Annotated in this window: 13 protein-coding genes; 6 read left to right on the plus strand and 7 right to left on the minus strand. The window is 70.7% G+C overall.

The annotated features are described in order from the left end of the window. Together IE096_RS08425 and IE096_RS08430 are read left to right on the plus strand one after the other, a co-directional pair. Complete coding sequence (locus tag IE096_RS08425; RefSeq protein WP_189450201.1) at positions 1-1,260, plus strand: hypothetical protein; 1,260 nt, start codon at positions 1-3, stop codon at positions 1,258-1,260. A gap of 323 nt (positions 1,261-1,583) precedes the next feature. Beyond that, positions 1,584-4,124 (plus strand): SpoIIE family protein phosphatase, encoded by a 2,541-nt coding sequence (locus IE096_RS08430; protein WP_229820045.1) that lies wholly within the window; start codon positions 1,584-1,586, stop codon positions 4,122-4,124. A 110-nt stretch (positions 4,125-4,234) separates the two neighbouring features. Here the strand turns inward: IE096_RS08430 and IE096_RS08435 are convergent, their stop codons facing one another. From IE096_RS08435 to IE096_RS08450, 4 genes are all read right to left on the minus strand, one after another. Further along, positions 4,235-4,612 (minus strand): hypothetical protein, encoded by a 378-nt coding sequence (locus tag IE096_RS08435; protein WP_229820046.1) that lies wholly within the window; start codon positions 4,610-4,612, stop codon positions 4,235-4,237. A gap of 191 nt (positions 4,613-4,803) precedes the next feature. Next, on the minus strand, positions 4,804-7,203 hold the full coding sequence (locus tag IE096_RS08440; protein ID WP_189450205.1) for a hydroxymethylglutaryl-coenzyme A reductase family protein: 2,400 nt from the start codon (positions 7,201-7,203) through the stop codon (positions 4,804-4,806). Continuing rightward, positions 7,200-8,576 (minus strand): MFS transporter, encoded by a 1,377-nt coding sequence (locus IE096_RS08445; RefSeq protein WP_189450207.1) that lies wholly within the window; start codon positions 8,574-8,576, stop codon positions 7,200-7,202. The genes IE096_RS08440 and IE096_RS08445 overlap by 4 nt, the downstream gene beginning before the upstream one ends. A gap of 101 nt (positions 8,577-8,677) precedes the next feature. Further along, entirely contained in the window at positions 8,678-9,772 is a 1,095-nt protein-coding gene (locus IE096_RS08450; protein WP_189450209.1) for a UbiA prenyltransferase family protein, read from the minus strand. A 432-nt stretch (positions 9,773-10,204) separates the two neighbouring features. On the opposite strand from IE096_RS08450, the gene IE096_RS08455 reads away from it, so the two are divergent. The 3 genes from IE096_RS08455 (at position 10,205) to IE096_RS08465 (ending at position 17,897) form a co-directional block, all read left to right on the plus strand. After that, a complete protein-coding gene (locus tag IE096_RS08455; protein ID WP_308430325.1) occupies positions 10,205-11,881 on the plus strand; it encodes an alpha/beta hydrolase in 1,677 nt (558 codons plus the stop codon). Positions 11,882-12,407: 526 nt separating this feature from the next. Continuing rightward, positions 12,408-16,640 (plus strand): Pls/PosA family non-ribosomal peptide synthetase, encoded by a 4,233-nt coding sequence (locus tag IE096_RS08460; protein ID WP_189450211.1) that lies wholly within the window; start codon positions 12,408-12,410, stop codon positions 16,638-16,640. Positions 16,641-16,679: 39 nt separating this feature from the next. Then, the gene (locus IE096_RS08465; protein WP_189450920.1) at positions 16,680-17,897 is read left to right on the plus strand and encodes a PP2C family protein-serine/threonine phosphatase; all 1,218 of its coding nucleotides are present in this window, start codon (positions 16,680-16,682) and stop codon (positions 17,895-17,897) included. A 93-nt stretch (positions 17,898-17,990) separates the two neighbouring features. Here IE096_RS08465 and IE096_RS08470 read toward each other — a convergent pair whose 3' ends face one another. From IE096_RS08470 to IE096_RS08480, 3 genes are all read right to left on the minus strand, one after another. Further along, complete coding sequence (locus tag IE096_RS08470) at positions 17,991-18,860, minus strand: ribosome-inactivating family protein (protein ID WP_189450213.1); 870 nt, start codon at positions 18,858-18,860, stop codon at positions 17,991-17,993. A gap of 57 nt (positions 18,861-18,917) precedes the next feature. Then, the gene (locus IE096_RS08475) at positions 18,918-19,547 is read right to left on the minus strand and encodes an RICIN domain-containing protein (RefSeq protein ID WP_189450215.1); all 630 of its coding nucleotides are present in this window, start codon (positions 19,545-19,547) and stop codon (positions 18,918-18,920) included. 225 nt (positions 19,548-19,772) lie between these two features. Beyond that, positions 19,773-22,715, minus strand: a complete 2,943-nt coding sequence (locus tag IE096_RS08480; protein ID WP_189450217.1) for a helix-turn-helix domain-containing protein — start codon at positions 22,713-22,715, stop codon at positions 19,773-19,775. 204 nt (positions 22,716-22,919) lie between these two features. Between IE096_RS08480 and IE096_RS08485 the strand changes: the two genes are divergently transcribed. Further along, complete coding sequence (locus IE096_RS08485; RefSeq protein ID WP_189450219.1) at positions 22,920-23,600, plus strand: class I SAM-dependent methyltransferase; 681 nt, start codon at positions 22,920-22,922, stop codon at positions 23,598-23,600. Positions 23,601-23,661 lie beyond the last annotated feature (61 nt).

The raw sequence follows: 23,661 nt of genomic DNA on the forward strand, positions 1-23,661 counted from the left end.
ATGGCCGGGCAGCCCGGTGAGCCGGCGGCCGCCCGCCGGCTCACCGGCAGTTCGGAAACGCCCAGGGAAAAACGACGGAAGGCCGGCGCCATGCCAACCGTGCAGCCTCCGCCCAACCCGATGGCCGAGCTCCAGAACCGCTGGTACAACGCCGTATTGAAGAACTTGCCCGCTTCTCCCTCGACCGCCCAGCTCATCCAGCCCGCTCCCCTGGTGGAACTGTCCGACATCAAGCTGTGGGCCCGGGAGAACGTCGTTCCGCCCGCGTCTCTCACGTTCGACCGTCAACTGGCCGAGAGCACGTCCTTCTTCGACGAGTACACCACCGTGATTCAGGAACTGTCCGTCCCGGAGAGCACCCTCGTGGCGGCGATCGGCTCGGGCGTCCATCAGGAATGGCTCGCCTACGTCAGAGGACTGACGCCCCAGCCGGGCGAGGACAGGCTGCCCGATGTCTTCTACGCCTGGGCCATGACACACCACCCTGATATCGCCAACGAGGGCGCGTCCGTGCTGCGGGACATCGTACGCCTGAGAGCACTGCAGAGGTTTCTCCGCTCGTATCAGGGGCCGCCCCCCAAACCGGCCGAATACCTGGGCGGTATCAGGGAGTTGCTGAGCCTGCTCAGGAACTCCTCATCCGCGACGATTTCTTTTGACAGTACGACAACGAGCGGTGATGTTTCCGGCACCTGGACCAGAGGGGTCAACAAGGACTTCTCGGGCCTGTGGTCCGGCGCCGATCAGTTCGACACAACGACCACCGGATTCGCCCGGAGTGTGGTGACGGTCAAGGCCGAACTGGGTGCGTATGCGCTCTGGGCGGTCAATCCTGACCCCTGTTGGTACGATTCGAGTCAACTTCACGTGGCCTACACCAAGCAGACGATTCCCCCCTGGGCCTCGAATCCCCGCCTTTACTGGGACATGGCGTTCGGCGAGAAGTCCGGGAGGCTCCAGCGGGCGATCGCCTCACTGATCGTGGTGGAAAGGCTCAGGAGTGTGGTCACCTCGGATGCCGTCTTCTCCCCCGAGGACCAGCAGGTCATCAAGGCGAAAGCGGCTGCGGGCCTGTGGCCGTTCTTCGTTCCGACCGGCGACGGCGTCACCAACAATGCCGAGTTCGACGGTGGAAAGCTGAGGCTCGAAACCACCACCCCAATGGACCGACCGCTGGTCATCGGAGCCCATGTACTCCCCATCGCCAGATATCTCGGCGCTTCGCGTATCGCTCCTCGAGCAGGAACCGACCGCTACTGAAAATCCGTCGTCAGACGACCGTCCGTCGGTGCCGCCCGGCGAGCCGGCCTGTGCGGTCGTGCCGCAGACGCTGCACGGGCGGCAGGACGTCGACCCCGCACGGCAGGCCGGCCACCCTGGACAATGCCGCTTCTGTGGTGACCTCGATGGTGTGAACAACCATGAGGCGCGAACGCTCAGGCGCCACAGCGCGCACACGCAAGCAAGGGGGCGGCAAAGACCCACCGAAGTGAGCACATACCCGGCCCCTATCCTGCCGCAGGTCCGGCCAAGTCAGAAATCGGTCGGGTCGTCAGGGCGAGGGGTGTGCCATGCTCAAGGGCGTGACGACCGAGTCTGTTCGCGACGAGGACCCCGCCACACTGCCTGCCGTGGTCGCACTGGGCAAAGTGGTGGCCAAGCTACGGGCCGACAACGAGCGGCTGGAGCGCCAGGCGTCCACCACGGCCGTGCTGGAACGTGCCAAGGGCGTGCTGATGGCCCGTTCCGGCTGCTCGGCTCCGGCGGCGTACGAGGAGCTGACCCGGCGTGCGGCGGCCGGCAGCCGCACGTTGACGGAGGAGTGCTGGATAGTCCTCGGCGAGATCCACCAGCGTCCGACCGTGCCCGCCGCCCGGGAGGACGAGCGGCCGCCCGTTACGACCGACGCGCCCGGCGGCGGTTCGGTGTTCGACTCCACCCGTGGCACCCGGCGCGCAGCCACCGACGTCCCGAGTCCGCCGTCCCGGCCGAATCCGCCGAACCCGTCGAATCCTTCGCCCCCTTTGAACGCATCGAACCCGTCGAATCCCCCGGAGACGATCACACTCGGCGCTCTGGGCGAGGCCCTGGCCGGCGTCACCGATCCTCATGACCTGGCCTGGCGACTCCTGGACCACCTGGCCGCGGCTCCGGTACAAGCCGACGCCGTGATGCTTTACACCCGTACCGGTGACAGCGCCCTGGAACTGAGCGGGCACGCCGGTGTCGGGGCCACCGTGGCCACCCAATGGCGGCATGTGCCGCCCGTCGCCGGGGTGGCCGCCCTGGACGTGATCCGGCGCGGCGAGCCTGTGTGGCTGGAGGACCACCAACACGACATAGAGCATTATCACTTGATCGGGGAGCCCGCTTCCCGGTGGCCCACCCGCGCCTGGCTCCCGGTGGTCACCGGTGGCACGGTCACCGCGGCCCTGGGCGTACTGCGCACCACGGACGCACCGTTCGAGCCGGCGGTACGCGAACTGCTCCGGCAGGTCGCTCCGCTGTGCGCGGGAAGCCTGAGCATGATCGGCGCGTCCCGCGCACGGACCGACGACCGCACCGACCGCACCGCGCAGCGGGTGCAGGCGGTCTTCGACGCACTCCCCGGGGCGGCCGTACTGCTCACCCCCCTGCGGTCGGCGGCCGGCCAGGTCGAGGACTTCCGCGTCGATGCCGCCGCCCCGGGCTCGGTCGACGTCGCCGGGAGGCAAGGCCGACAGCTGGTGGGGGCGCGACTACTGGAGTGCTACCCGACCGTGGCCGGTTCCTCGGTCTGGAACGGCTATCTGGATACCCTGCGCACCGGCGTGGTCTTCGAGACCGGCTCCTTCCCCTACCAAGAGGTGACGGCCGGAGTCCGGCAGCACTCCACCTACAGGCTGCGGGCCGCCAAGCTGGACGACCGGCTGGTGATCACCTGGGCCTGCGAGGACGAGGCCGACCGCCAGCGGCAACTGCTGGCCGACCTCCAGCGGGTCGGCAACCTCGGCTGGGCGGACTGGAACCTGGCCGCCGACACCGTCACCTGGTCACCCCAGGTCTACGACATCCTCGACCGGGACCGGTCGCTGGGCCCGATGTCGCTGGAGGAACTGCCCAGCCGTCTGCTGCCCGAGGACCTGCCCGCCTTCGCCCGGGAGCTCCGGGAACTCCTCGGCCGGGGAACTCCCCTCGACCATCCGTTCCGGATCAGGACGGCTGCCGGGGTGCGGCATCTGAGGATGGTCGCCGAAGTGGTGCCGGACGCCGACGGCACCCCGGTGGAGGTCCACGGCTTCGTACAGGACCTCACCGCCCGGCGCCGCGCCGAGCTGGCCCTGACCGAGTCCCAGCAGGCCGTCCAGGCGCAGCGCAACGTGCTGGAGGCGGAACGGACCGTCGCCGCCCGCCTGCAGCACGCGCTGCTGCCGCTGCCCGGGCAGTCGCTGAACCTGGCGGACCTGCGGGTGGACGTGGCCTATCTGCCCTCGCACGACGACCTCAATGTGGGCGGCGACTGGTACAGCGCCCTGGAAATGCCGGACGGCAGCGTGCTGTTCGCCGTCGGCGACGTCGCCGGGCACGGCATCGACGCGGTGGCCACCATGGCGCAGCTGCGCTTCACCGCCAAGGGCATGGTCTTCACCGGCTCCTCACTGACCGGCGCGCTCCACCGGCTCAACACCCTGCTGCTGCATGCCCACGACGGGCACCACTCCACCGCCACCATGGTGCTCGGCCGCTACGACCCCGCCCGCCGCTGCCTGACCTGGGCGCAGGCCGGCCATCCACCGCCACTGCTGGTGCGGCAGGGCAAGACGGACTACCTCGCCCCGCCCGAGGGCATGCTGCTGGGCGCCACGCCACAGCCGCACTACGGCGAGGCCGAGTGCCGCATCGAGCCCGGCGACCACCTGCTGCTGTACACGGACGGACTGATCGAGCGCCCTTGTGAGCACCTGGACGAAGGCTTCGACCGCTTCGCCGAGGCGGCCCGGCGTGAGCTCGGGGAAGCGGACGACGGATCGCTTCAGCCGCTGCTGGACCGGCTGCTTTCGGGCCGGCAACGCGATGACGTCTGCCTGCTGGACGTACACCTTCCCCTGGAAGGCGAGGGGCAGGAGGGCGAGGGACGTTCCTGACGCCCTCGCCGCAGTCCGGGACACGAGACGCCTGTCCGGCCCCACCCGAACGCACGCGGGGCGGGGCCGGACAGGCGTCTCGACACAACGACCGGCGCTCGCCGGCGTCCTTACTTCTCTTCGGCGACGCAGGTGGTGTGGTTGAGGACACCGATGGTGTCCGTCCCGCAGTTGTTGCTGAACCCGGAGGCGTTGCGGGAGTCGATGTTGGAGAGCAGACCACCGCTCGGGCCGGTCACCTGGCGGTCGTTGCCGTGGCCCTTGTGGGAGTCGCGCCGGGTGACACAGGTGCGGTCGTTGAGCAGGCCCACCCTGCTGGCGCCGCACAGGTTGGAGTGCGCCGAGGCGTTCCTGCTTCCGATGCTGGACAGCAGACCGCCCGCCCCCGCATCGATCGTGTCAGCACTCGCGGCCCCGATGCTCGCGGGGGAGGCCAGGACCGCCAGGGCCATGCCGGACAGAACCGCGAATCGCTTCAGTGAACGCACTGGTCCGCCTTTTCCTTTGTTTTTCCGATGATGTGATGCAAGAAGGGCGGGAAAAGCAGCCGACACACCCTGTGGCATTCCCGTCGACCCCCACCCGGTTGGTCTAACGGAAATGCTCGCCCGAGGTTACGATCGGACGAGCTCATATCGAGACCGTATCCGGCGGAAGAAAATCGTCACCCGGACCGGGGTCAGCTCCCGTCCGCGGTCTCCGCCAGATCGATCAGCGCCCAGAGATTCCGCCACCACTGCTCGAGAAAGCCGTAATGGCGTACCGTGTGCGCCACGAAGTAGAGCCCGAAGCGGTTGACCGCCAGGTCCTTGAGGGCGAGGCGGTACCCGGATTCCCACCGGTCCTTGTCGATGGCCGCCCCGGTGTGGGTCTCGAGCGATCTGCGGTGGACTTCCGAGAGCTCCCGGACCACCGCCGCGTCGATGTCGGCGGGCTCCAGGGCGGTGCAGAGCAGTTCCGCCAGGTCGTGCTGCGGAATGTGGAGAGTGGCGAGCTCCCAGTCGTACGCGCAGAGCCTGCCGTCCGCACGGATGGCGAGGTTACGGGGATTGAAGTCGTTGTGCACGAGCGTTCTGGGCATGGCCTCGATCCGCGGCCACCAGCGGTCGATGGTCCCGATGCAGTCGAGAAGCCGGTCGTGGTGGCGTCCGCTGACGATCTCGGGGAACTCCTGCGCCGAATGGTCGGCCAGGGCCAGCCACAAGTCCCTCATCTCCACCATGTCCGGGGCATTGGGAACATGACCGATCCACGGCATCCGGCGGAGCGCCGATTCCTTGCCGTACCAGACGGAGTGGAGTTGCCCGAGGTCGCGCAGGGCGATGGTCAAATGCCGGCGCGACCAGCCGCGCCCCCGGTCCGACGTGTCCATCAGCTCCATGTCGCGAAGGCACTCCATCACGATGACGTACGTCTCCCGCCGGTCGTCACGATGGGTTCGGTACTGCTTCGGCACGAGGCTGGTGAAGCGGGTGTCGGTCTGCTCGTAGAGGGCCAGTTCGCGCACATCGCATCCCACGAATCCGAGGCGCCGGTCGAACGCGCGGTAGTGGGTGGCCACCGGACCGCCGCACAGAGCGGCGGCCAGCCCGGCCATCTTGATGACCTCCCGGTCGGTGGGCTTGACCTTGACCATGACGTCGAGCTTGTCCGCCACGTCGTCACGCTCGATCTTCAGCTGCATCGGGAAGAGGCCGACGTCCTTCTTCACCGTCCGCGACGTCAGCTCGGAAAGGACGCTGGGACCCATGGGAATGCTCACTGCCTCGACACCTGTGACCTTGACGCCCGGCATCCCGGAGTCGCCCAGCGCCGATTCGAAGAACGCGGCGTCCAGCTCGTCGAGTTGAAACCGGCGGACCGGCCGGTTGCGGCCGAGGCGTTCGTGGGCGCTGGCGAACTGGCCGGAAGCGGCGGCCGAGACCGTCGAGAGATCCAGGGCCAGGGCGAAACCGGCGATGATTTCCGCCAGCCGTGCCGCGCTCCCCCGGCCCGTGCACCCCATCGACTCCAGAAGTTCGTGTTGCGCGGGGAGGTGAGTGCCGCCCCCGACCGTGCCGATGGCCAGACCGGGGAGGGTGATGCTCGCGTAGACGCCTTCCGGCCTCCGTTCGAGGACGAACTGGCTCAGGCTCGACTCGTGAACACAGGCGATGTCCTGCCCCGTGGCGGTGAACAACGCCGCCACCATATTGGCGGTGTTCGCGTTGGAGCCCAGAACTCCGCTGTGCACGGCCCCGGCCGCGATGTGCTGGTAGCCCCTGACCAATTCGTCGGGCGTGGTCTTCAGGACCCGCTCGACGATTCCCCCGGGCAGGAGACAGTCGGCGGACACTCTGATGCCGCGGCCCTCCGCCATGGCCTGGGACGACGCCTTCTTGTCGCCCGAGGTGTTTCCCTCGACGATGAAGGATTCGAGCTCTTCGGCCCCGATCAGATGAGGCTGGTCCAGGATCCACTGGCAAGCGTGCCAAGTACAGGCCGTGGTCATGTTCTGCCCGGCCGCGTCCCCGGTGGTGTACCGGAATTTCAGATGAACGGTCCTGCCCACCACCAAGGGCTGGACCGAGAGGAGCCGGGCATGGTCGGAGACCTGCCGAACGGCCGTGCGGAGCGCGTCGAGGTGCTGGGGAATCACCGAGGCGAAACGGCTCGCGGCCGCCAGCCGGGAAAAGGCGAACACGGGTGCCCGGGTCATCGTCTGCGAGAGCACGCGAGTACTGACACCGCCTGCCATGGTGACGGCCAGGGCGCCCCGCGTCGCCGAGGAGACCAGGGCACCTTCCGTGGTCGCCATGGGGGCATGGACCTCGCCCTGGACGTTCTCCCCGTGGATAAGCAAGGGACCGGCGACGCCCACCGGGATTTCGACGGCGCCGACGAAACCCTCGATGTTTCCCGTCAGTTTCCCGGCGTCGAGCTGTGTGTGCTGCAAGGAGTCGAGCTCCAGCCGGGTCGTGGAACGGAACCAGGCGAGCCGCTGAAGGCGCGCCGACTCCGTGTAGATCCCTCTGGCGGGAACGTACCGTCCGGTGGGACGGGAAGGACGGGGCCGGCCCGGATCTTCTCCAGGGTTCATGAGGCATCGCTTTCGTCGTGCGGGCACGTGCGTGACCGAGGGGATTCTTCGAGGACAGCGGTGACCCGAGGCACACCGGAAGGCACATTGGAAGGCGAGCCAGGGCGCGAGCCAGGGCGCGAGTCGGGAAGCGCGTCGGGGAGCGAGTCGGGAAGCGAGGAGAAGCGCAGGACCAGGAACGGGACGGCCAGGGCGGCGGCGCCGAGGGCCAGGCCGTCCCACAGGCCGTACCAGGTCCCGACCGCGCCGGCGAGAAGGGCGGCCACCGGCTGGGAGCCGTAGACGACCCACCGGCTCGTGGCGAGCATGCGGCCCTGCAACGCGGGATCGCAGGCGGCCTGCCGTACGGTGCGCTGGGTGGAGCCCTGGGCGACGGCACACCCCACCTGAACGAACATCCCCAGGGCTACGGCCATCTGCGAGAAGCGGCCCGGCGTGGCGAGCAGGAGCGGCGCCACCGTGAACGGGGCCAGGGCCAGCGCGGCGAGCATGACGCGCACCGGGCCGTACCGCGCGACCAACGGGCGGACGACGAGCGCACCGCAGAACCCACCGAGCGCGGCCACGCTGAGCGTCGTGCCCAACGCCGCACTCGAGTAGTGCAGCCAACGCAGCAGGTAGACCGGCCACAGCGTGGTGAGGAAGGCCATGACGGCGACGTACGCGGTGGCGGCGAGCACCAGCGGCCGGATCGTGGGATGGGACCACACATAGCGCAGCCCCTCAGCGATCTCTCCCCGGAAAGTCGTCCTCCGGCCCGGACGTGCCACATCCGGTTCGTGGGTGCGGATACGCCCGAGGAGCAGCGCGCAGAGCAGGTAGGAGAGGACGTCCAGGCACACGGCATGGGCGGCGCCGAGGGCGGTGACCACGACGGCACCGAGCTGGGAGCCCGCGCTGTCGGCCAGGGAGTTGATCCCCCCGAGCTTGGAGTTCGCCTCCATCAGCCGGGAGCGGGGCAACAGCGACGGGAGAAGGCTGATGCGCGCTGTGGAGCCGAACACCTCGGCGACCGAGCCCACCAGTGCCACCCCGTACAGCAGCCCCAGGGACAGCCGGCCCACGGCGTCGGCGAGGGGGATGACGAGGAAGGCCGCACCGCCCACCAGCGCCGCGCCCACCGTCACCGGACGCTTGCGGTGCCGGTCCGCGAGCGCCCCGGCGGGGAGCGACACCAGCAGGGGCGGGCACTTCTGGGCGAACGAGAGCAGCGCGGCCTGCCAGACGGAGGCGTGCAGTTCGACCACCGCGACGAGCGGCAGCGCCACCTGCGTGACCCCGCTGCCCACGAGGTCGACGGCGTTCGCGAGCCAGTACCGGAAGAAGCATCCGTGCCGCCAGAGACTGCCTCCCGCCGCGGCGTCCTTCACCACGGAGCGCCCTCCGATCGTCGTAACGTCATACCCATCACAACGATCAACTCGGGAAAGGGTGCGGAGGCCATTGCCACCAGGACGCCGAGTCCGTGATCACCTCACCTGCCGGGCCCGTCGCCCTCCGCGTGGACGGCCTCACGCCCTGAAATCCCGGACCGGGGTCGTTCCCCTCGCGACGCGCTCGTCTCCCTCAGCAAGGAGGCGACGGTGAGACCGGTTGCCGGACCGTACCGCACCATGCCAACGGTCTGAGCGAGCGTGAGCGCCAGCAGCGCGCCCATGACCGTCGACCGCGCGAGCGCGTCCCATCCGGCCTGGTCCGTCGCCAGGTGGGCCAGCTGCAGGATCAGCATCCCCCGGCCGAGGGCCGCCGCGCCGGTGATGAGCGCCTCCTCACGCCGGTGCCCGACCTCGCCCGCCAGGGTGCGAAGGATCACCAGCGCGAGAACGAGGCAGAGGAGGTAGGAGCATACGAGCGCCGGGGTGCGCCGAGGTGTCGCGGCCAGGATGACGAGGCCGCCGATGGTCCAGCCGCAGGCACTGAAGAGGCAGGTCGCGCGTCGTCCGTGCCGGACCAGGAACGTCCGCTTGCCGAAGAGGGTGTCGCCGCGCACATCACGGAAGTCCTTGAGCAGGATCCGGCCGACGAAGCCGATGTAGAGCCCGAGGAACATCAGCAGGTCGCGCGGGTGGACGGCGGAACGGGCCGCGGTGAGGGCGAGCAGGTACGGCAGCGCGACGTAGCAGGCCGGCAGCGCCAGGGCCGCTACGGCTCCCCGGTCGGCGAGGCGGATCGGGCGCAGCGAGTACCCGGCGCTCACCGCGAGAGCGGCGAGCATCAACAGCCCGGGGCGGCATCCGAGCACGAACGCCGAGCCGAGTGCGACGACGGCGGACACCACGGCCGTGACCACGAGTTCGCGGCCGCCGGCGGCGGCGGTGACCAGCGGCCGGTTCCGGTCACCAGGAAGGTTGACTTGGTCGATGGCCCGGTCGGACAGGTCGTTGACACAGACCGAGCAGAGCAGGAAGGCCATGACCGGGATGAGGCACCCCGCCAGTAGCAGACGGTCCTCCGCGTGTCCGGCCTGGCCGAGGCCGAGCGCGACGTAGAGGGCGAGGAGCACGGCGACGGCGGGACGGCTGAGCACGACCAGCACACGGATTCGGTCGGCTGTCTGTCCATCGAGCATGTGCGACCGCCTCACTTGTTGGGAAACAACTGGATCGAGCCGGTCGCGAGCAGCACCATCACTCCGAGGACTCCCAGGCCGCTGAGTATCAGGACGGCCGCGAGCACGCACCCGAAAGCCATGCCGATCTTCGCCAGGAGCGACCGCTCCCCGGTCGCGGGGACATGTGACGTGGGCGGATGCGACGGGTAAGGCGGTGGCGAAAAAGGATCCTGCACGAGCTTTCCCCCTTCTTTCGGGATGTGACGGGCCGTCGGCCAGTGTCCACTCGGCGTCGCCACGGCACCTGAGTACTCGTACTCAGACGCCACGCCGCACGTATTCCTCGGGCGTCCACCGGGCGTCCACCGGGCTTCCGCGCGCCGGGGGCGCATTCGGCCCTTCGGGAACGTGCTCCGGCGGGCCGGGCCCGTAGGCACTACCGTCGGCGGCATGACACGCTACTTGCGCGGCCGGGCAGTCGCCGCCGCGCTCGCCACGGTCCTCGCCCTGATCGCCGCGCCGAGAACGGCCGTTGCCGCCCCGGCCGCCCCGCAGCTGAGGTGGGGTAGCTGTGTGCGCGGCTCCGACGACAGTGCGGGCAGGGAACTGGAGGCGGCGGGCGCCCGGTGCGCGCGGTTGGCCGTCCCGCTGGACCACACGCGCCCCGGTGGCCGGACCGTGACCGTCGCCCTCGCCCGGATCCCGGCGGCGGACACGGCCCACCGCATCGGCACCCTGGTGGTCAACGAAGGCGGGCCCGGGGATCCGGTCATCGACTTCCTCCCCGCCCGTCGTACGGCGTTGGGCGCCACCGGCGCACGTTTCGATCTGGTGGGTGTCGATCCGCGGTTCACCGGCCGGAGCACCCCGCTGGACTGCGGCTGGGAAACCGGCAGCTACTTCCGGTCGGCCGGTCACGACCGTGCCGGCTTCCGCCGCACGGCCGCCTTCGAGCAGGACCTCGCGCGACGCTGCCGCGCCCGCGCCGATGCCCGGGACCTGCTGCCCCACGCGTCGACCCGGAACGTCGCCCGCGATCTGGAGCTGGTCCGCGCGGCCCTGGGCGAGCAGCGCCTTTCGTACCTGGGGATCTCCTACGGGACGTACCTGGGCGAGGTGTACACGGCGATGTTCCCCGGCCGCACCGACCGGATGGTCCTGGACGGCGTGCACGAACCGGGCCACCTCGCCCCGTGGCCCGAGTACGGCACCGAAAGCGCCAACGAGGCGGCGCTGCGGCACTGGGCCGCTTGGGCCGCCGCCCGGAACGGCACGTACGGGCTGGGGGCGAGCGCCGACGACGTACTCGCCACCGTGGCCGGGATCGCCGGGGCGGCCGCCCACCGGCCGCTGCGTGTCGGTGACTACCTGCTGGACGAACACGTGGTGCCCGTGCTCTTCTACGGGGTGCTCGGTGCCGACACCGAGGCGACCGACGCACAGATCGCGGTGATGACCGGCACCCTCAAGACAGCCGCCACGAAGGGGCGGGCCGAGCCCGACCCCGCGCTCGCCGAATTGCTGCCCTCCCTGCTGTCCGCCCAGGACTCGGCGTACGCGAGCGCGCAGACGGCGTTCCTGTGCGCCGACACACCGGGACCGCACGATGCGGAAGTGTTCTGGCACGCGGTGCAACGCTCACGGCACGGGCATCCTCTGTTCGGCCCGCTGCTCAACAACACCACCCCGTGCGCCTTCTGGGCCCCACCACGCGAGGGGCCCACCGCCGTCGACGGCGACGTCCCCGCGCTGATGCTCAACGCCACCGGCGACCCCCGAGTGCCGTACGACGAGGCTCAGGCCATGCACACGCGGTGGCCCTCGTCCCGGATGATCACGGTGACGGACTCGTTCCGCCACGCGGTCTACGGCACCGATTACGGCAACGCCTGCGTGAACGACGCCGTCAACGCCTACCTGGCGAGCGGCAACCTCCCACCGGCCGACCTGAAGTGCGCTGCCGGCCGTCAGTACCGCACGGCTCTGGCGACTTCGGCCCGCACGTCACCGGACAACTTCCGGTTGCTGCGCGCCGTGGCCGTGCCGTTCTTGCCGGCGGGGACATCCGACACGGTCACGACCGCGGTGTCCAGGAGGTTGCCTCCCGGATCCGTGAAGTTGACCTGAACGGCGAACGATTTGGTCGAGTCGGTCGTGTTGTCGGGGGTGAGCCGGACCTCGGCACGTCCTTCGCCGTCAGTGGTCACGTTGCCGAGCTTCACATCACCTTTGACGTCGACCCCGCCCTTGATCCCGTCCAGCTTCCGCCTCGCCTCCGCGCTGGCCGACGCCAGCGCGCCGGAAGCCTCCGAGGCGAGGGACGACACCGCCGCGGAAGCCTGAGAGGCGACGGAGGCCGCCTTGCTCCCCGTGCCGGACGGGCCGCTCGAGCCCTGGGAGCAGCCGACACCCGTGAAGGCGACGAGTCCGGCCAACGTCACGCCCGTCGCGCGGTGTGTCCAGCGTCGAGTCACTTCTCCTCCAGGGGCACGTTCGGCGGTTCGCTCTCCAGTCAAGGGCTCACCGCCCGCCGACGCACGCCGAGAGAGCGAAACGGATGGTGCCGGGCAGTGGGGAGGCAGGGGTGGGCATGGGCATGGAGCGGTAAAATTTAAGTGCCACCAATATCCGCGCGAAGCTGTTGTGGCGGATCATGACCCCGGATGACGAGCGGAGAGAAAGGGAAACCCCCGGACGGGAGCCGGCGTGGCCGTGGGTGCCACGGTCGTCGAGTCGGCCGGACGGGTTGCTGACCTGCGCCGGGGACGGCGGACCGGCCCGTTGGCGGGACGGTGAGCGGCTTGAGCGTCTGTTCGAGGAGCGGTGCGACCGGCTACGGGCGCAGGGCCGGGAAAGCCGGCTCGCGGTGGACGCCGGCGATGTCACACTCACCTACGCACAGCTGGACGACAAGGCGAATCAGCTCGCCCGCTTTCTGCTGGACCGGGGCACCCGCCCCGGCGACCGGATCGGGCTGCTGCTGGACGACCCGGTGGACGCCTACACCGGGATGCTGGGCGTACTGAAGGCACACGCGGCCTACGTCCCGCTGGACCCCGGATTCCCGGCGGACCGGCTGTCGTACATCGTCTCCGACGCCGCCGTACGCACGGTCCTGACGCTCTCCGGGCTCGACGACCGGGCGGCCCACCTCGCCGCCGGGGACGGTGCCACCGGGGGCGGTACAGAGCTGGTGTACCTCGACCGGGTGCGGGCCGACATAGCGCGGCGATCCACCCGACGCCTCGGCGCCGCGCCCGCCACCGCCGCCCCCGGCCGGCAGGCCGACGATCTCTGCTACGTCATCTACACCTCCGGCTCCACCGGCCGCCCCAAGGGAGTGGCCATCGGCCACCCGGCCATCTGCAACTTCGTCCGCGTGGCGGCGGAGGTCTACGGCCTCACCGCCGAGGACCGGGTGTACCAGGGGATGACCCTCGCCTTCGACTTCTCCGTCGAGGAGACATGGGTGCCCTGGATGGCCGGTGCCACGCTGGTGCCCCGGCCGGCCGGGCCCGGTCTGGTCGGGGCCGAGCTGGACGCCTTCCTGCGGGACCGGCACGTCACCGCGCTGTGCTGTGTCCCCACCCTGCTGGCCACGCTGGACGCGGACCGGTCCGAGCTGCGGTTCCTGCTGGTCTCCGGGGAGTCGTGCCCCCAGCACCTCATCCGCCGCTGGCACCGGCCCGGCCGGCGGTTCCTCAATGTGTACGGCCCGACCGAGGCGACCGTCACCGCGACCTGGACCCTGCTGGACCCGGACCGCCCGGTGACGATCGGCGTCCCGCTGCCGACCTACGCCGTGGTCCTGCTCGACCCCGAGGGGAACACCGTGCTGCCACCCGGATCGATGGGCGAGATCGCCATCGCCGGCATGGGGCTCGCCGACGGCTACCTCAACAGGCCGGACCTGACAGCACGCGCCTTCGTCCCGGACTTCCTCGGCGTTCCCGGCAACCCGTCCGGCAGGATCTACCGCACCGGGGACCTGGGCAGGATCAACGATCTCGGCGAGATCGAGCATCACGGCCGCATCGACACCCAGGTCAAGATCCGCGGCTACCGTGTGGAACTGGCCGAGATCGAATCGGTGTTGCTCCGCGTCCCCGGAATCGCCCAGGCCGTGGTGACCCGGCACGAGGCCGCCCCGGACACCGTGGAGCTGTGCGCGTTCTACACCACCCGCGAAGACGCCGTCGTGGACCCCGATCACGTCGTCGTACAGCTGCGGGAGCAGCTGCCGGGTTACATGGTTCCCGCCTACCTCGAACCCCTCCCGTCGATACCGGTGCTGCCCAGCGGCAAGGCCGACCGCAACCGTCTGCCCGCGCCGGCCGGACCGCGCCGACTCGCGACGCGACGCGGGTTCACGGAGCCGAGGACCGGCACCGAACGGGCGCTGGCCGAGCTGCTGGCCCGTACCCTGCGGGTCGAACGGGTCTCCGTGGACAGCCACTTCTTCGACGAACTCGGCGCCAACTCCCTGCTGATGGCGCACTTCAACGCTGCCGTCCGCGACCTCCCGGGCCTGCCCGGCGTGTCGATGAAGGACGTCTATCTGCACCCCACCGTACGCGCCCTCGCCACGGCCCTGGACGGGACGGCACCGGCCGCACCGGACGACCGCGCACCGGCGCGGCACCCGGCGCCACCACCGGTACCGGAACCAGAACCGGGGCCCATGGTGAGCACCCCTCGGTACGCCCTGTGCACGGCGGCGCAACTCCTCGTGTTCCTCGCCTACGTATCCCTCGCCTCGGTGGCACTGGACGCCGGGACCGCCTGGGTGAGGCAGGCCGACGGGTGGCCCGGCGCCTGCGGGCGCGCGATCGTCCTCGGTGCCGCGGCGCTGGGCGGGACGGGACTGCTGCCGATCGCCGCGAAGTGGGCCCTCGTCGGCCGGTGGTCGGCGCGGCGCATCCCCCTGTGGAGCATGGCCTACGTCCGCTTCTGGTGCGTGAAGACCCTCGTCACCACCAATCCGCTCGCCCTGCTGTCCGTCGGTACGCCGTTGTACACGCTGTACCTGAGAGCGCTGGGTGCCAGGGTCGGACCCCGTGCCCTGATCCTCACCATCCGGGTACCGGTGTGCACCGACCTGCTCACCGTCGGAGCCGACGCCGTCATCCGCAAGGACACCTATCTCAACGGCTACCGGGCCCGCGACGGGTTCATCGAGACCGGCCGCGTCACCATCGGCGACCGCGCCTTCGTCGGCGAGCACAGCACCCTCGACATCGACGTGCGCCTCGGGCACGCCGCCCAGCTCGGGCACGCCTCCTCGCTGCACTCCGGCCAGTCCGTGCCAGACGGGCAGTGCTGGCACGGCTCACCGGCCGTGCCGACGCCGGCCGGCTGCCAGTACCTGACGGTCCCGCCGGCCCGTTGCGGCAATGTGCGCCGCGTCTGCCACAGCGTCGTCTGGCTGCTGACCGTCATGGCCACCGCCGGGGTGGGCGGCACCGCCGTCGCCGCGCTGCTGGTGTCCCGGCCCTCCCCGCTGGCCGACGCGGTCCCCGGGACGGCCGGCCCGGACAGCTTGAGGTACTACACCGACAGCCTGTGGATCGCCGCCGCCGCGGTGCTCGGCCTGGCCGTCCTCGGGCCGGTCCTGATCTCGGCCCTGTCGCGGCTGCTGTGCCACCTGGTCAGGCCGAACGTGGTGCACCCGCTCTACGGTGCGCGGTTCGCACTGCAACGCGCCACCGCCCGCGTCTCCAACATCCGCTTCTACAACGCCCTGTTCGGCGACAGCTCGGCCGTCGTGCACTATCTGTGCGCCATCGGCTACCGACTGAGACCGTTCGAGCAGACCGGGTCCAACTTCGGCATGGTCGTCAAGCACGAAGTCCCCACCCTCAGTCACGTGGGCACCGGGACGATGGTCTCGGACGGGCTGTCCCTGATGAACGCCGAATTCTCGAGCACGTCCTTCCGCGCCGTCCCGGCCGTCATCGGCCGGAACAACTTCCTGGGCAACAACATCGCCTACCCCGCCGACGGCAGGACGGGCGACGGCTGTCTGCTGGCGACCAAGACCATGATCCCGGTCAGTGGCCCGGTCAAGGAGAACACCGGGCTGCTCGGCTCGCCGCCCTTCGAGATCCCGCGCTCGGTCGAACGCGACCGCCTCTTCGACCAGGCGGGCACGGGACCCGAGCACCGCGCCGGGCTCGCGGCCAAGAACCGCCACAACGCCGTCACCGTCGCCCTGTTCCTGACCGTCCGGATCCTGTACGTCTTCGGCCTGGTGCTGATCGCCATGCTCCCCTCGGGAGGCGACGACGTGTCGCACTGGCTGGGAACGGTCTGCTCCGCCGTGCTCGGACTCGCGTTCACCGTGGGCTGGTTCGTGGTGGTCGAACGGGCCGTGGTCGGCCCGCACGGACTGCGGCCACGCTTCTGCTCCATCTACGACAAGGACTTCTGGAGACACGAGCGGTACTGGAAGGTACCGTCCACGGCCTATCTCGCCGTCCTCAACGGAACCCCCCTCAAGCCGGCCGTCTGGAGGCTCCTCGGTGTCCGCATGGGCCACCGGGTCCTCGACGACGGTTGCGGCATCATCGAGCGCACCCTCACCCGGGTCGGCGACAATTGCGCCCTCAACGCGGGCAGCACTCTCCAGGCCCATTCCCTGGAGGACGGTGTCTTCAAGTCCGGCCCCATCGCGATCGGCGACGACTGCACCATCGGCACCAACGCGTTCGTCCACTACGGCGTCGTCATCGACGACTCCGCCCACATCGACGCCGACTCCTTCCTGATGAAAGGTGAACACGTTCCGGCTCGTACGCGCTGGCGGGGAAACCCCGCCGCCGAAACACCGGAGGCGCTCACCTCGGCCCGGCCCACGTCCGCGCCCGGCCCCTCGCGCCCGACGTGAGAGTGGTCGGGATCGGTGTGAGACTGGGAACGGAAGGTGGTGATCCCGGTGCCGGACCCACCGCATGTTTCCGCTGGTCCCCGCGTCGCCGTCGACGAGAACCGATTGGAAGAGCTGCTCACCGAGGCGCAGACGGCACTGCCGTTCGAGCTGCCCGACCTGGCGAACCGGTGCGCCGCGGCCCTCGGCCTGGGCACCGCCCTGATCTACCTCGTCGACCTGCAGCAACAGTTGCTCGTCCCGCTCGACGAGGCCCTGGAGCCGCTGCCGGTGGACCGTTCGCCGGCCGGCTGGGCCTACCGCACGGTCACCCCGCGCGTGGTCGACGCCGACAACGACATGATCGCCTGGATGCCCCTGATCGACGGCTCCGAGCGCTTGGGCGTGCTGGCGGTACGGACCGCCTCGCTCGACGGGATGCGGATGCGCCGCAGCCGGATGCTGGCCCATCTGTTCGCCATGCTGATCACCTCCAAGCGCGCCTACAGCGACTGGCTCGCCGCCCGCACCCGCGTCACACCCATGCGGTTGCCCGCAGAGATGCTGCGGGCCTTCCTGCCCTCCCACACCATCGGCAGCAGCAAGTGCGTCTCGACCGCGGTTCTCGAACCGGCCTACGAAATCGCCGGTGACGCCTTCGACCACGCGGTGGTCAAGGACATACTGCACACGATGATCATCGACTCCATGGGCCACGACGTGTCCGCCGGCCTGACCACGTCGGTCGCCATGGCGGCGGCGCGCAACGCCCGCCGCGGCGGTGGCGACCTGGCCGACATCGTCGGCTCCGTCGACCAGGCGCTCGCCCAGTGGCTGCCCGACCACTTCTGCACCGGTGTGCTGTGCCGCCTCGACGCGGCCACCGGGGTGCTGCGCTGGGTCAACTGCGGTCACCCGCCGCCGCTGCTGATCCGTGCCGAGCGGGTGCTCGAGGGGGCGCTGGACAGCCCCCCGCAGCCGCCGATCGGCCTGATCGGCCAACTCGCCCCGGCGGCCCGGCACGTCCACGAGACGACACTGGAGCCCGGCGACTGCGTCCTGCTCTACACCGACGGCGTCGTGGAAGCCCGCGACGACGACGGCGCGGAGTTCGGCCTCGCCCGGTTCACCGACTTCATCATCCGCTCCTCCGCGGCCGGCCAGCTCCCGGCCGAGGTGCTGCGGCTGCTCATCCACGCCATCCTCGACTACCAGCGCAACCACCTACGGGACGACGCGACCATCCTGCTCTTCGAGTGGCGCCCGCAGTACCAGTGACGCGGCATCGCGCCGCGAGGTCTCTCAGGTCGTGTGCGTGGGCGGGAAGGCCGCCGCCTCTCCCGAGGCGGCGGCCTTCCGGCGGCCGGTTCGTTACTGCTGCTTGACCACCGCGAGGTATTCCTGGGCCGCGTCAAGGGTCGCGATCTTCTTGCCGCCGACGGCGTGGGGTTCCACGGGCTGGTTCTTGAGCTTCTTGACGGCCCACGTGGAGAAGGGATCCCAGTCGTTCTCCAGGTCGACCAGCAAGTCGCGCTGAGCGACGGATCCGTTGACCCAGCCGGCTGTCACCAACGTGTCGATCTTGGTGAACCGAGCGGCTTCGTTGATCTCCTGGACCAGGACGAGGAGTGCCTTGGCGGCTTCCCCGCCCTTCGCCGGAGTGGTCGCCAGGTTGATGACGCCCTGCTTGGTGCTCTCCTTGCCGAGAGCGACAGTGAGGCGTGTGGCCTTGCCGGGCGCGCGGCCTTCGAGAGTGCCGTAGTTGCCGTCGTAGTCGAGCCGGTCCTGCGTCGTGTTCGGCTTCGGCGCGTAGACGGGGTTGGTATTGCCGTCCTTGAGGGAGTGGAAGGTGTTGTTGCTCTCGGTGTACCAGCCCACGGTGTACAGGTCGCCGGAGCGGACGACGAGGTCCACGGAGGCCCTGGCCGTGGTCAGGCGTACCGGGAAGAGGTCGGTGGCCTGCGGGTTGGTCCTGTACATCTTGTCCTTGAAGACCTTGCCGTTGGTGGCTCTCAACCGCAGGCTCTGGACGAAACTGCGGTAGTCCTTGGCGCTGGCCTTCTCGACGTCCAGAACCGGGTTCGGATAGGCCGCGGCCTGGGCGGCCGGGGGCGCCACGACCGCCGGTCCGGCCGGCCCCGGTGCCGCGAAGGCGGCTCCGGTGGTCATGACGGCGGCTGCCACGGTCGTGGCGGCGATGACGGCGGCGTTCGAAGGACGACGCGACACACGCATGCGCATGCTGAACTCCTGTGGGGGCGAACTCTGGTGGCGATGCGACGGAATCAGGAGATGGCGTCAGCTGGTGCACTCCCACATGGCCGCCTGCGTGCCGGGCGAGGTGCTCCAGCCCGGCATGTCGAGGCACATCCACGTCGGGGCGCCGCTGGGCGTGTTACCGCTGATCCACCAGCCCTGGTCGGCGTTGATGCCGTCCGTGTCCCACCACTTCTGGTTGCCGCCGCCGAAGCAGTCCCACTGGACGATCTTCGCGCCCCTGGTCGCCCTGCCGCCGTCGATGCTCAGGCATTTGTTGGAGTTGGCGTTCCGGAGCATGATGAACGTCCCGTTGTCCGTCACCTGGGGCTTCCACAGGTTCTCGGAGGCCGTGCCGCATTCGCCCTGGACGACCGGTGCCCCGTTGTCGGTCGAGCCGCCCTTCACCTTCAGACACAGATCACTGTGGGAGTTGGCGATCTCGTACTTGTCGCCCTTCTTGCGCAGCTTCCACAACTGGTTCCCCTGCAGCCCGGCCAGCTGCTGGGCCTGGGCGGTCTTCGGCTGGGCCTGCTGCGTGACGCCCGGGACCGGCGTGGCGGGGCTCGCCCCGGCGGCGCCGGCGGGCAGGGCGAGTCCCGCGGTGATGCCGGCGGCGGCGAACAGCGTGGCCAGGGAGTTCCGGACGGTCCTGCGCGTGGTCGGCCTCATGATGGTTACCCCTCTTCCGCGAGCGCTCGGCGGCTCGCACGTCTCCGGTGGGAAACGCCGGGTCCCGCACCCGAACCACGGCCGGTGCGGGTGGGTCCTGCCGGTACTGCCCGGCGCGGCTCCCACGATGCCCGGCGGCCGGATGACCGGGCCATCGTGGAAGACCACGAACACAGCGGACGCACAGCGACGGCGTGGAGATGTGGATCGGGCTCGGGACCGGGATCAGGTCAGCGCGGTCATGTCCCGTGCGGCGGAGGGGCTTGCGGAGGGGTTTCCTGTGCTCGCGGCACCCAGACAGGACGCGAGCTGGGTGCGGCGCGTCACGCCGAGCTTCCGGTACGCGTTGGTGAGGTGGGTCTCCACCGTGCGGCGGGCCAGGTGGAGCGCCGCACCGATCTCCGCGTTCGTCCGCCCCGTGGCCGCGAGTTCGACGATGCGCCGCTCCGCGACGGTGAGCGCGGCGCTGCCCATCGCGACGCGGCGGGTCCTCCGGGCGCCCCCGGTGCGCAGAGCGTCCTCGGCGGCGCGGACCAGGCGTCCGGTGACCGGAGCGGAGACGGAGACAGGGACGGAGTCGGGGGCGGAACCGGGGGTGGAGTCGGGGGCCAGGAGCCGTAGTGCCAGGGTGTGGGCCTCGTGCAGATCGTCGCGGCCCTTGCGGCCGTTCCCGGCGCCGATCCGCGCCTGCCCCAGGTCGAGCAGCGTTTCGATGAGGTCCACGGGCGCCGGTGCCTGCCGCAGCACGGCCACCGCCTCCCGCAACGAGTCCAGCCCGCGCCGGCCGCCCACCGCCGCGCCGTGGGCCCGCAGCGCCCGGCCCACCGTACGGGGAGTCCCCCAGGTCCGCGCGTGGCGCAGTTCCTCCTCCGCCAGGTCCAGGGCCCGCACCGGCTGCCCGAGTCCGACGAGGGCGAGGGCCGCGCCGGACCGCCAGGGCGTGGCCACAGGGCTGACGAAGTCGCGGGCACTCTGCCCACGGCCGCAGGACAGGTAGTCGTCGAGGGCGGCCTGCAAGTTCCCCTCGGCCATGCGCATACGGGCCCTGGCGTGGCGCAGCTCGTTCCACTCCCAGGAACTGTCGGCGCTCGCGCTCGCCTCGTCGAGGGTGGCCACCAGTCGCCGGGCGTGGGCAGGGTGGCCGAGCTCGTGGTGGGCGAGTGCCACCATGGACACCAGGTGGGGCATGCGGAGTCCCTGCCCGGTGCGGGCGTCCAGGAGCGGGGCGTTCTCGGCGATGACCCGCCGGAAGTCGCCGACCCACAGGGCCGCCTCGGCCCGCACGCTGATCAGGCACTGCTGACCGATGTCCGTCAGGTCCGGCAGCGCGGGCGGCGCGGGAAGGCACTCGTCGGCGAGCGCGCGTGCCTCGTCCAGCCGGTCGGCCCACTGCAGCAAGGTGGCCGCGCTGCCCAGCCAGCCCGTGCGGAGCCGGGGGTCCACCGGTGCCTTCAGCCGGGGCAGCACACGGGTCATGGCCTCGGCCGCCGACAGCCCGCCGGCCCCGGCCTCGTACTCGGTGACCAGGCCGCAGGCGAGCGGCTCGACGGTGGCGGGGGCCGTCGCCGCCAGCTCCCGCATGCGGGCGACGGCGTTGCGCCAGGCGATCGCGTCATGGGAGGCCATGAGGGCGGCCGTGGTCTGCAGCACGCGGACGAGCTCGTCGTCCTCCACGGCACTGCCCACTTGGCGCATGACGTGCATGGCGGTGTCCGTACGGCCCCGGGCGACGAGCGCCGCGCCGAGGGCGGGCGCGACGGTCGCGCGTTCGTGGCCGTCCGCGTGGAGCTCCAGGGCCGCGCGCAGCCTGCGGATGCCGGCGTCGGCGCTGTGGGGCAGTTCCAGGGCGGCGAGGCGCAGGGCGAGCCCGGCGCGCCGGGCGGGGGCGAGCGGGGCGGTGAGGGCATGGCGGAGGAGGGCGGTGGCCTCGTCGGCGCGGCCGTCGCGTACGGCGTCCTCGGCCGCGTCCTCCAGGGACTGCGTCATCCACTCCTCACCGGGCCGGTCGGTGTGGAGCTCCATGTGGAGGAGATGCGCGGCGACATGAGCCGCGGGCGCGCCCTGTTCGTCGAGCAGCCGGGCGATACGGCGGCGCAGCGCGTTCAGTTCGGCGGGTTCGGCGGCCGCGAGGGCGGCTTCCCGTGCCAGCGGGTGGGAGAAGAGACGACCTAGGCCGAGCGCGTTCGCGGGAGGGTCCGCGGGGATGTCCGCACGGGTGTCGTGCCCGTCGGGGCCGAGGTCGGCGGGGCGGAGGTCGGTGGGGCCGAGGGCGGCGGGTCCGAGGGCGGCGGCCTCGTGGAGCGGTCTTCCACCGAGCGGTGCGGGACCGTCCCCGGCGACGGCCACCGCCAGGGACAGGCGGCGCGAGCGCGGGGTGGCGCGGACCCGTAACCAGTGACCGATCACGTCCCGGTAGCGGCGTCCGGCCAGGTCGGACAACCGGCCGGGCGGCGGCCCCTCCCCGAGGTCGGCGAGGAGGGCGTGCACCAGTGCGGGATTGCCGGCGCACGCCCGGACGCACAGCTCGGCCCGGTCGGCGTCCTGCTTCCGGGTACGCGCCGGGCCGGCGAGCGCGAGGCGGGCGACGGCCCCGGGGCCGAGCGGGCGGAGCGTCACGGACGTACCCGTCGCGCCGGGCAGCGCGGTGTTGTCGTTCTCGAGGTATTCGGTGAGGCACTTGGTGAGGAGCAGCAGCACGGGCAGGCCCGCGAGCCGCCGGGCCAGGTAGCCGATCCAGCGGCGTGACACCGCGTCGGCGTCGTGCAGATCGTCGACGGCCACGAGCACGGGCCGCCGGGCGGCGGTGCGGGCCAGGGAGGCCACGAGATGGTGGAAGACCTGCTGTTCCTCGGCAGCCGGCGGGTCCGCGAACGGGATGTCCTCCGTTCCGGCCTCGGCCTCGGTCCTGGCCTCGGCACCGGCACCGGCGAAGATCAGGCGCACGAGGCCGAAGGGGAACGCCGACTCCTCCGGCGAGCAACGCGCGTGCAGGACGCGCATGCCGCCGGCCGTCGCCTCCCGCCGCACCGCTTCCTCCAGCAGGGCGGTGCGGCCCAGGCCCGGCGTCGCGCGGAACAGCAGCCAGCGCCCGTTGCCGGACCGTGCGGCCTCGGCGGCCCTCGCCGCCTCCGCCAACGCCTCGTCGCGTTCGAGAAGCACGTTCCTCACGCTCAACCCTTCACCTCGGTCCGTCCGTACGACGCCGTTCGACGTGCCCCCTGATGAATGATGGACGGGGCGCATGACCGGGAAGGATGCGTTCTGGTCACCCTTGCATGGAAAATGTGCGATTCCAGCCATGCTGGCATGGTCTTTTGCACGGCGGCCGGGGGGACAGGGCCCAGGAGGGAAGCCATAGGGTGCTCGTTCGTGATGGAACCTTCCCTTTACTCTTCCTCTCCCCCGTACCTCCGGACGACAGCGGACGCGTACGACGCCGTCGCCGTCCGCTACGCCGAATTCGTCCGTGATTCGCTCGACGCTCTTCCGCTGGATCGTGCGGTGCTCGCCGCGTTCGCCGAGCTCGCGCTGGCCTCCCGGGGCGGGCCCGGGGCCGGTGCCGTCGCCGGTGCCGTCGCCGAGCTGGGGTGCGGCCCGGGACATATGACGGCACATCTGCGGGACCTGGGACTGGACGCCTTCGGCGTCGACCTCTCGCCCGTGATGATCGACCTCGCCCGTGAGGCACACCCGGACCTGCGGTTCGAGGTGGGTTCCATGGACGCCCTGGACCTGGCCGACGGCGAGCTGAGCGGCATCCTCTCCTGGTACTCGGTCATCCACACCCCGCCCCGGGAAATCCCCTCGTACTTCGCGGAGTTCCGCCGGGTGCTCGCACCCGGCGGCCACCTCCTGCTCGCCTTCTTCGAGTCGGAGGGCGAGCCGGTCACGGCGTTCGACCACAAGGTGACGACGGCCTATCGGTGGCCGATCGACGACCTGGCGGGACTGGCCCGCGAAGCCGGGTTCGTCGAAATCGGCCGGATGCTTCGTGAACCGCGCCAGGACGAGCGGTTCCGGCGGGGACATCTGCTGATGCGCATGCACGAGTGACCACCGTGCGTGAGCCGTCCCGGGGTGCCGACGCGGGCGACGTGAAAGCCGCGGCCGGTCG

It is taken from the genome of Streptomyces abikoensis, assembly GCF_014648775.1.
Lineage (GTDB): Bacteria > Actinomycetota > Actinomycetes > Streptomycetales > Streptomycetaceae > Streptomyces > Streptomyces abikoensis.

Excerpts from the sequence above, each read along its gene's own strand:
- IE096_RS08425 (WP_189450201.1), top strand. The coding sequence starts at position 1 with ATGGCCGGGCAGCCCGGTGAGCCGGCGGCCGCCCGCCGGCTCACCGGC.
- IE096_RS08440 (WP_189450205.1), bottom strand. The coding sequence starts at position 7,203 with ATGAACCCTGGAGAAGATCCGGGCCGGCCCCGTCCTTCCCGTCCCACC.
- IE096_RS08450 (WP_189450209.1), bottom strand. The coding sequence starts at position 9,772 with ATGCTCGATGGACAGACAGCCGACCGAATCCGTGTGCTGGTCGTGCTC.
- IE096_RS08455 (WP_308430325.1), top strand. The coding sequence starts at position 10,205 with ATGACACGCTACTTGCGCGGCCGGGCAGTCGCCGCCGCGCTCGCCACG.
- IE096_RS08460 (WP_189450211.1), top strand. The coding sequence starts at position 12,408 with ATGACCCCGGATGACGAGCGGAGAGAAAGGGAAACCCCCGGACGGGAG.
- IE096_RS08470 (WP_189450213.1), bottom strand. The coding sequence starts at position 18,860 with ATGCGCATGCGTGTGTCGCGTCGTCCTTCGAACGCCGCCGTCATCGCC.
- IE096_RS08475 (WP_189450215.1), bottom strand. The coding sequence starts at position 19,547 with ATGAGGCCGACCACGCGCAGGACCGTCCGGAACTCCCTGGCCACGCTG.
- IE096_RS08485 (WP_189450219.1), top strand. The coding sequence starts at position 22,920 with ATGGAACCTTCCCTTTACTCTTCCTCTCCCCCGTACCTCCGGACGACA.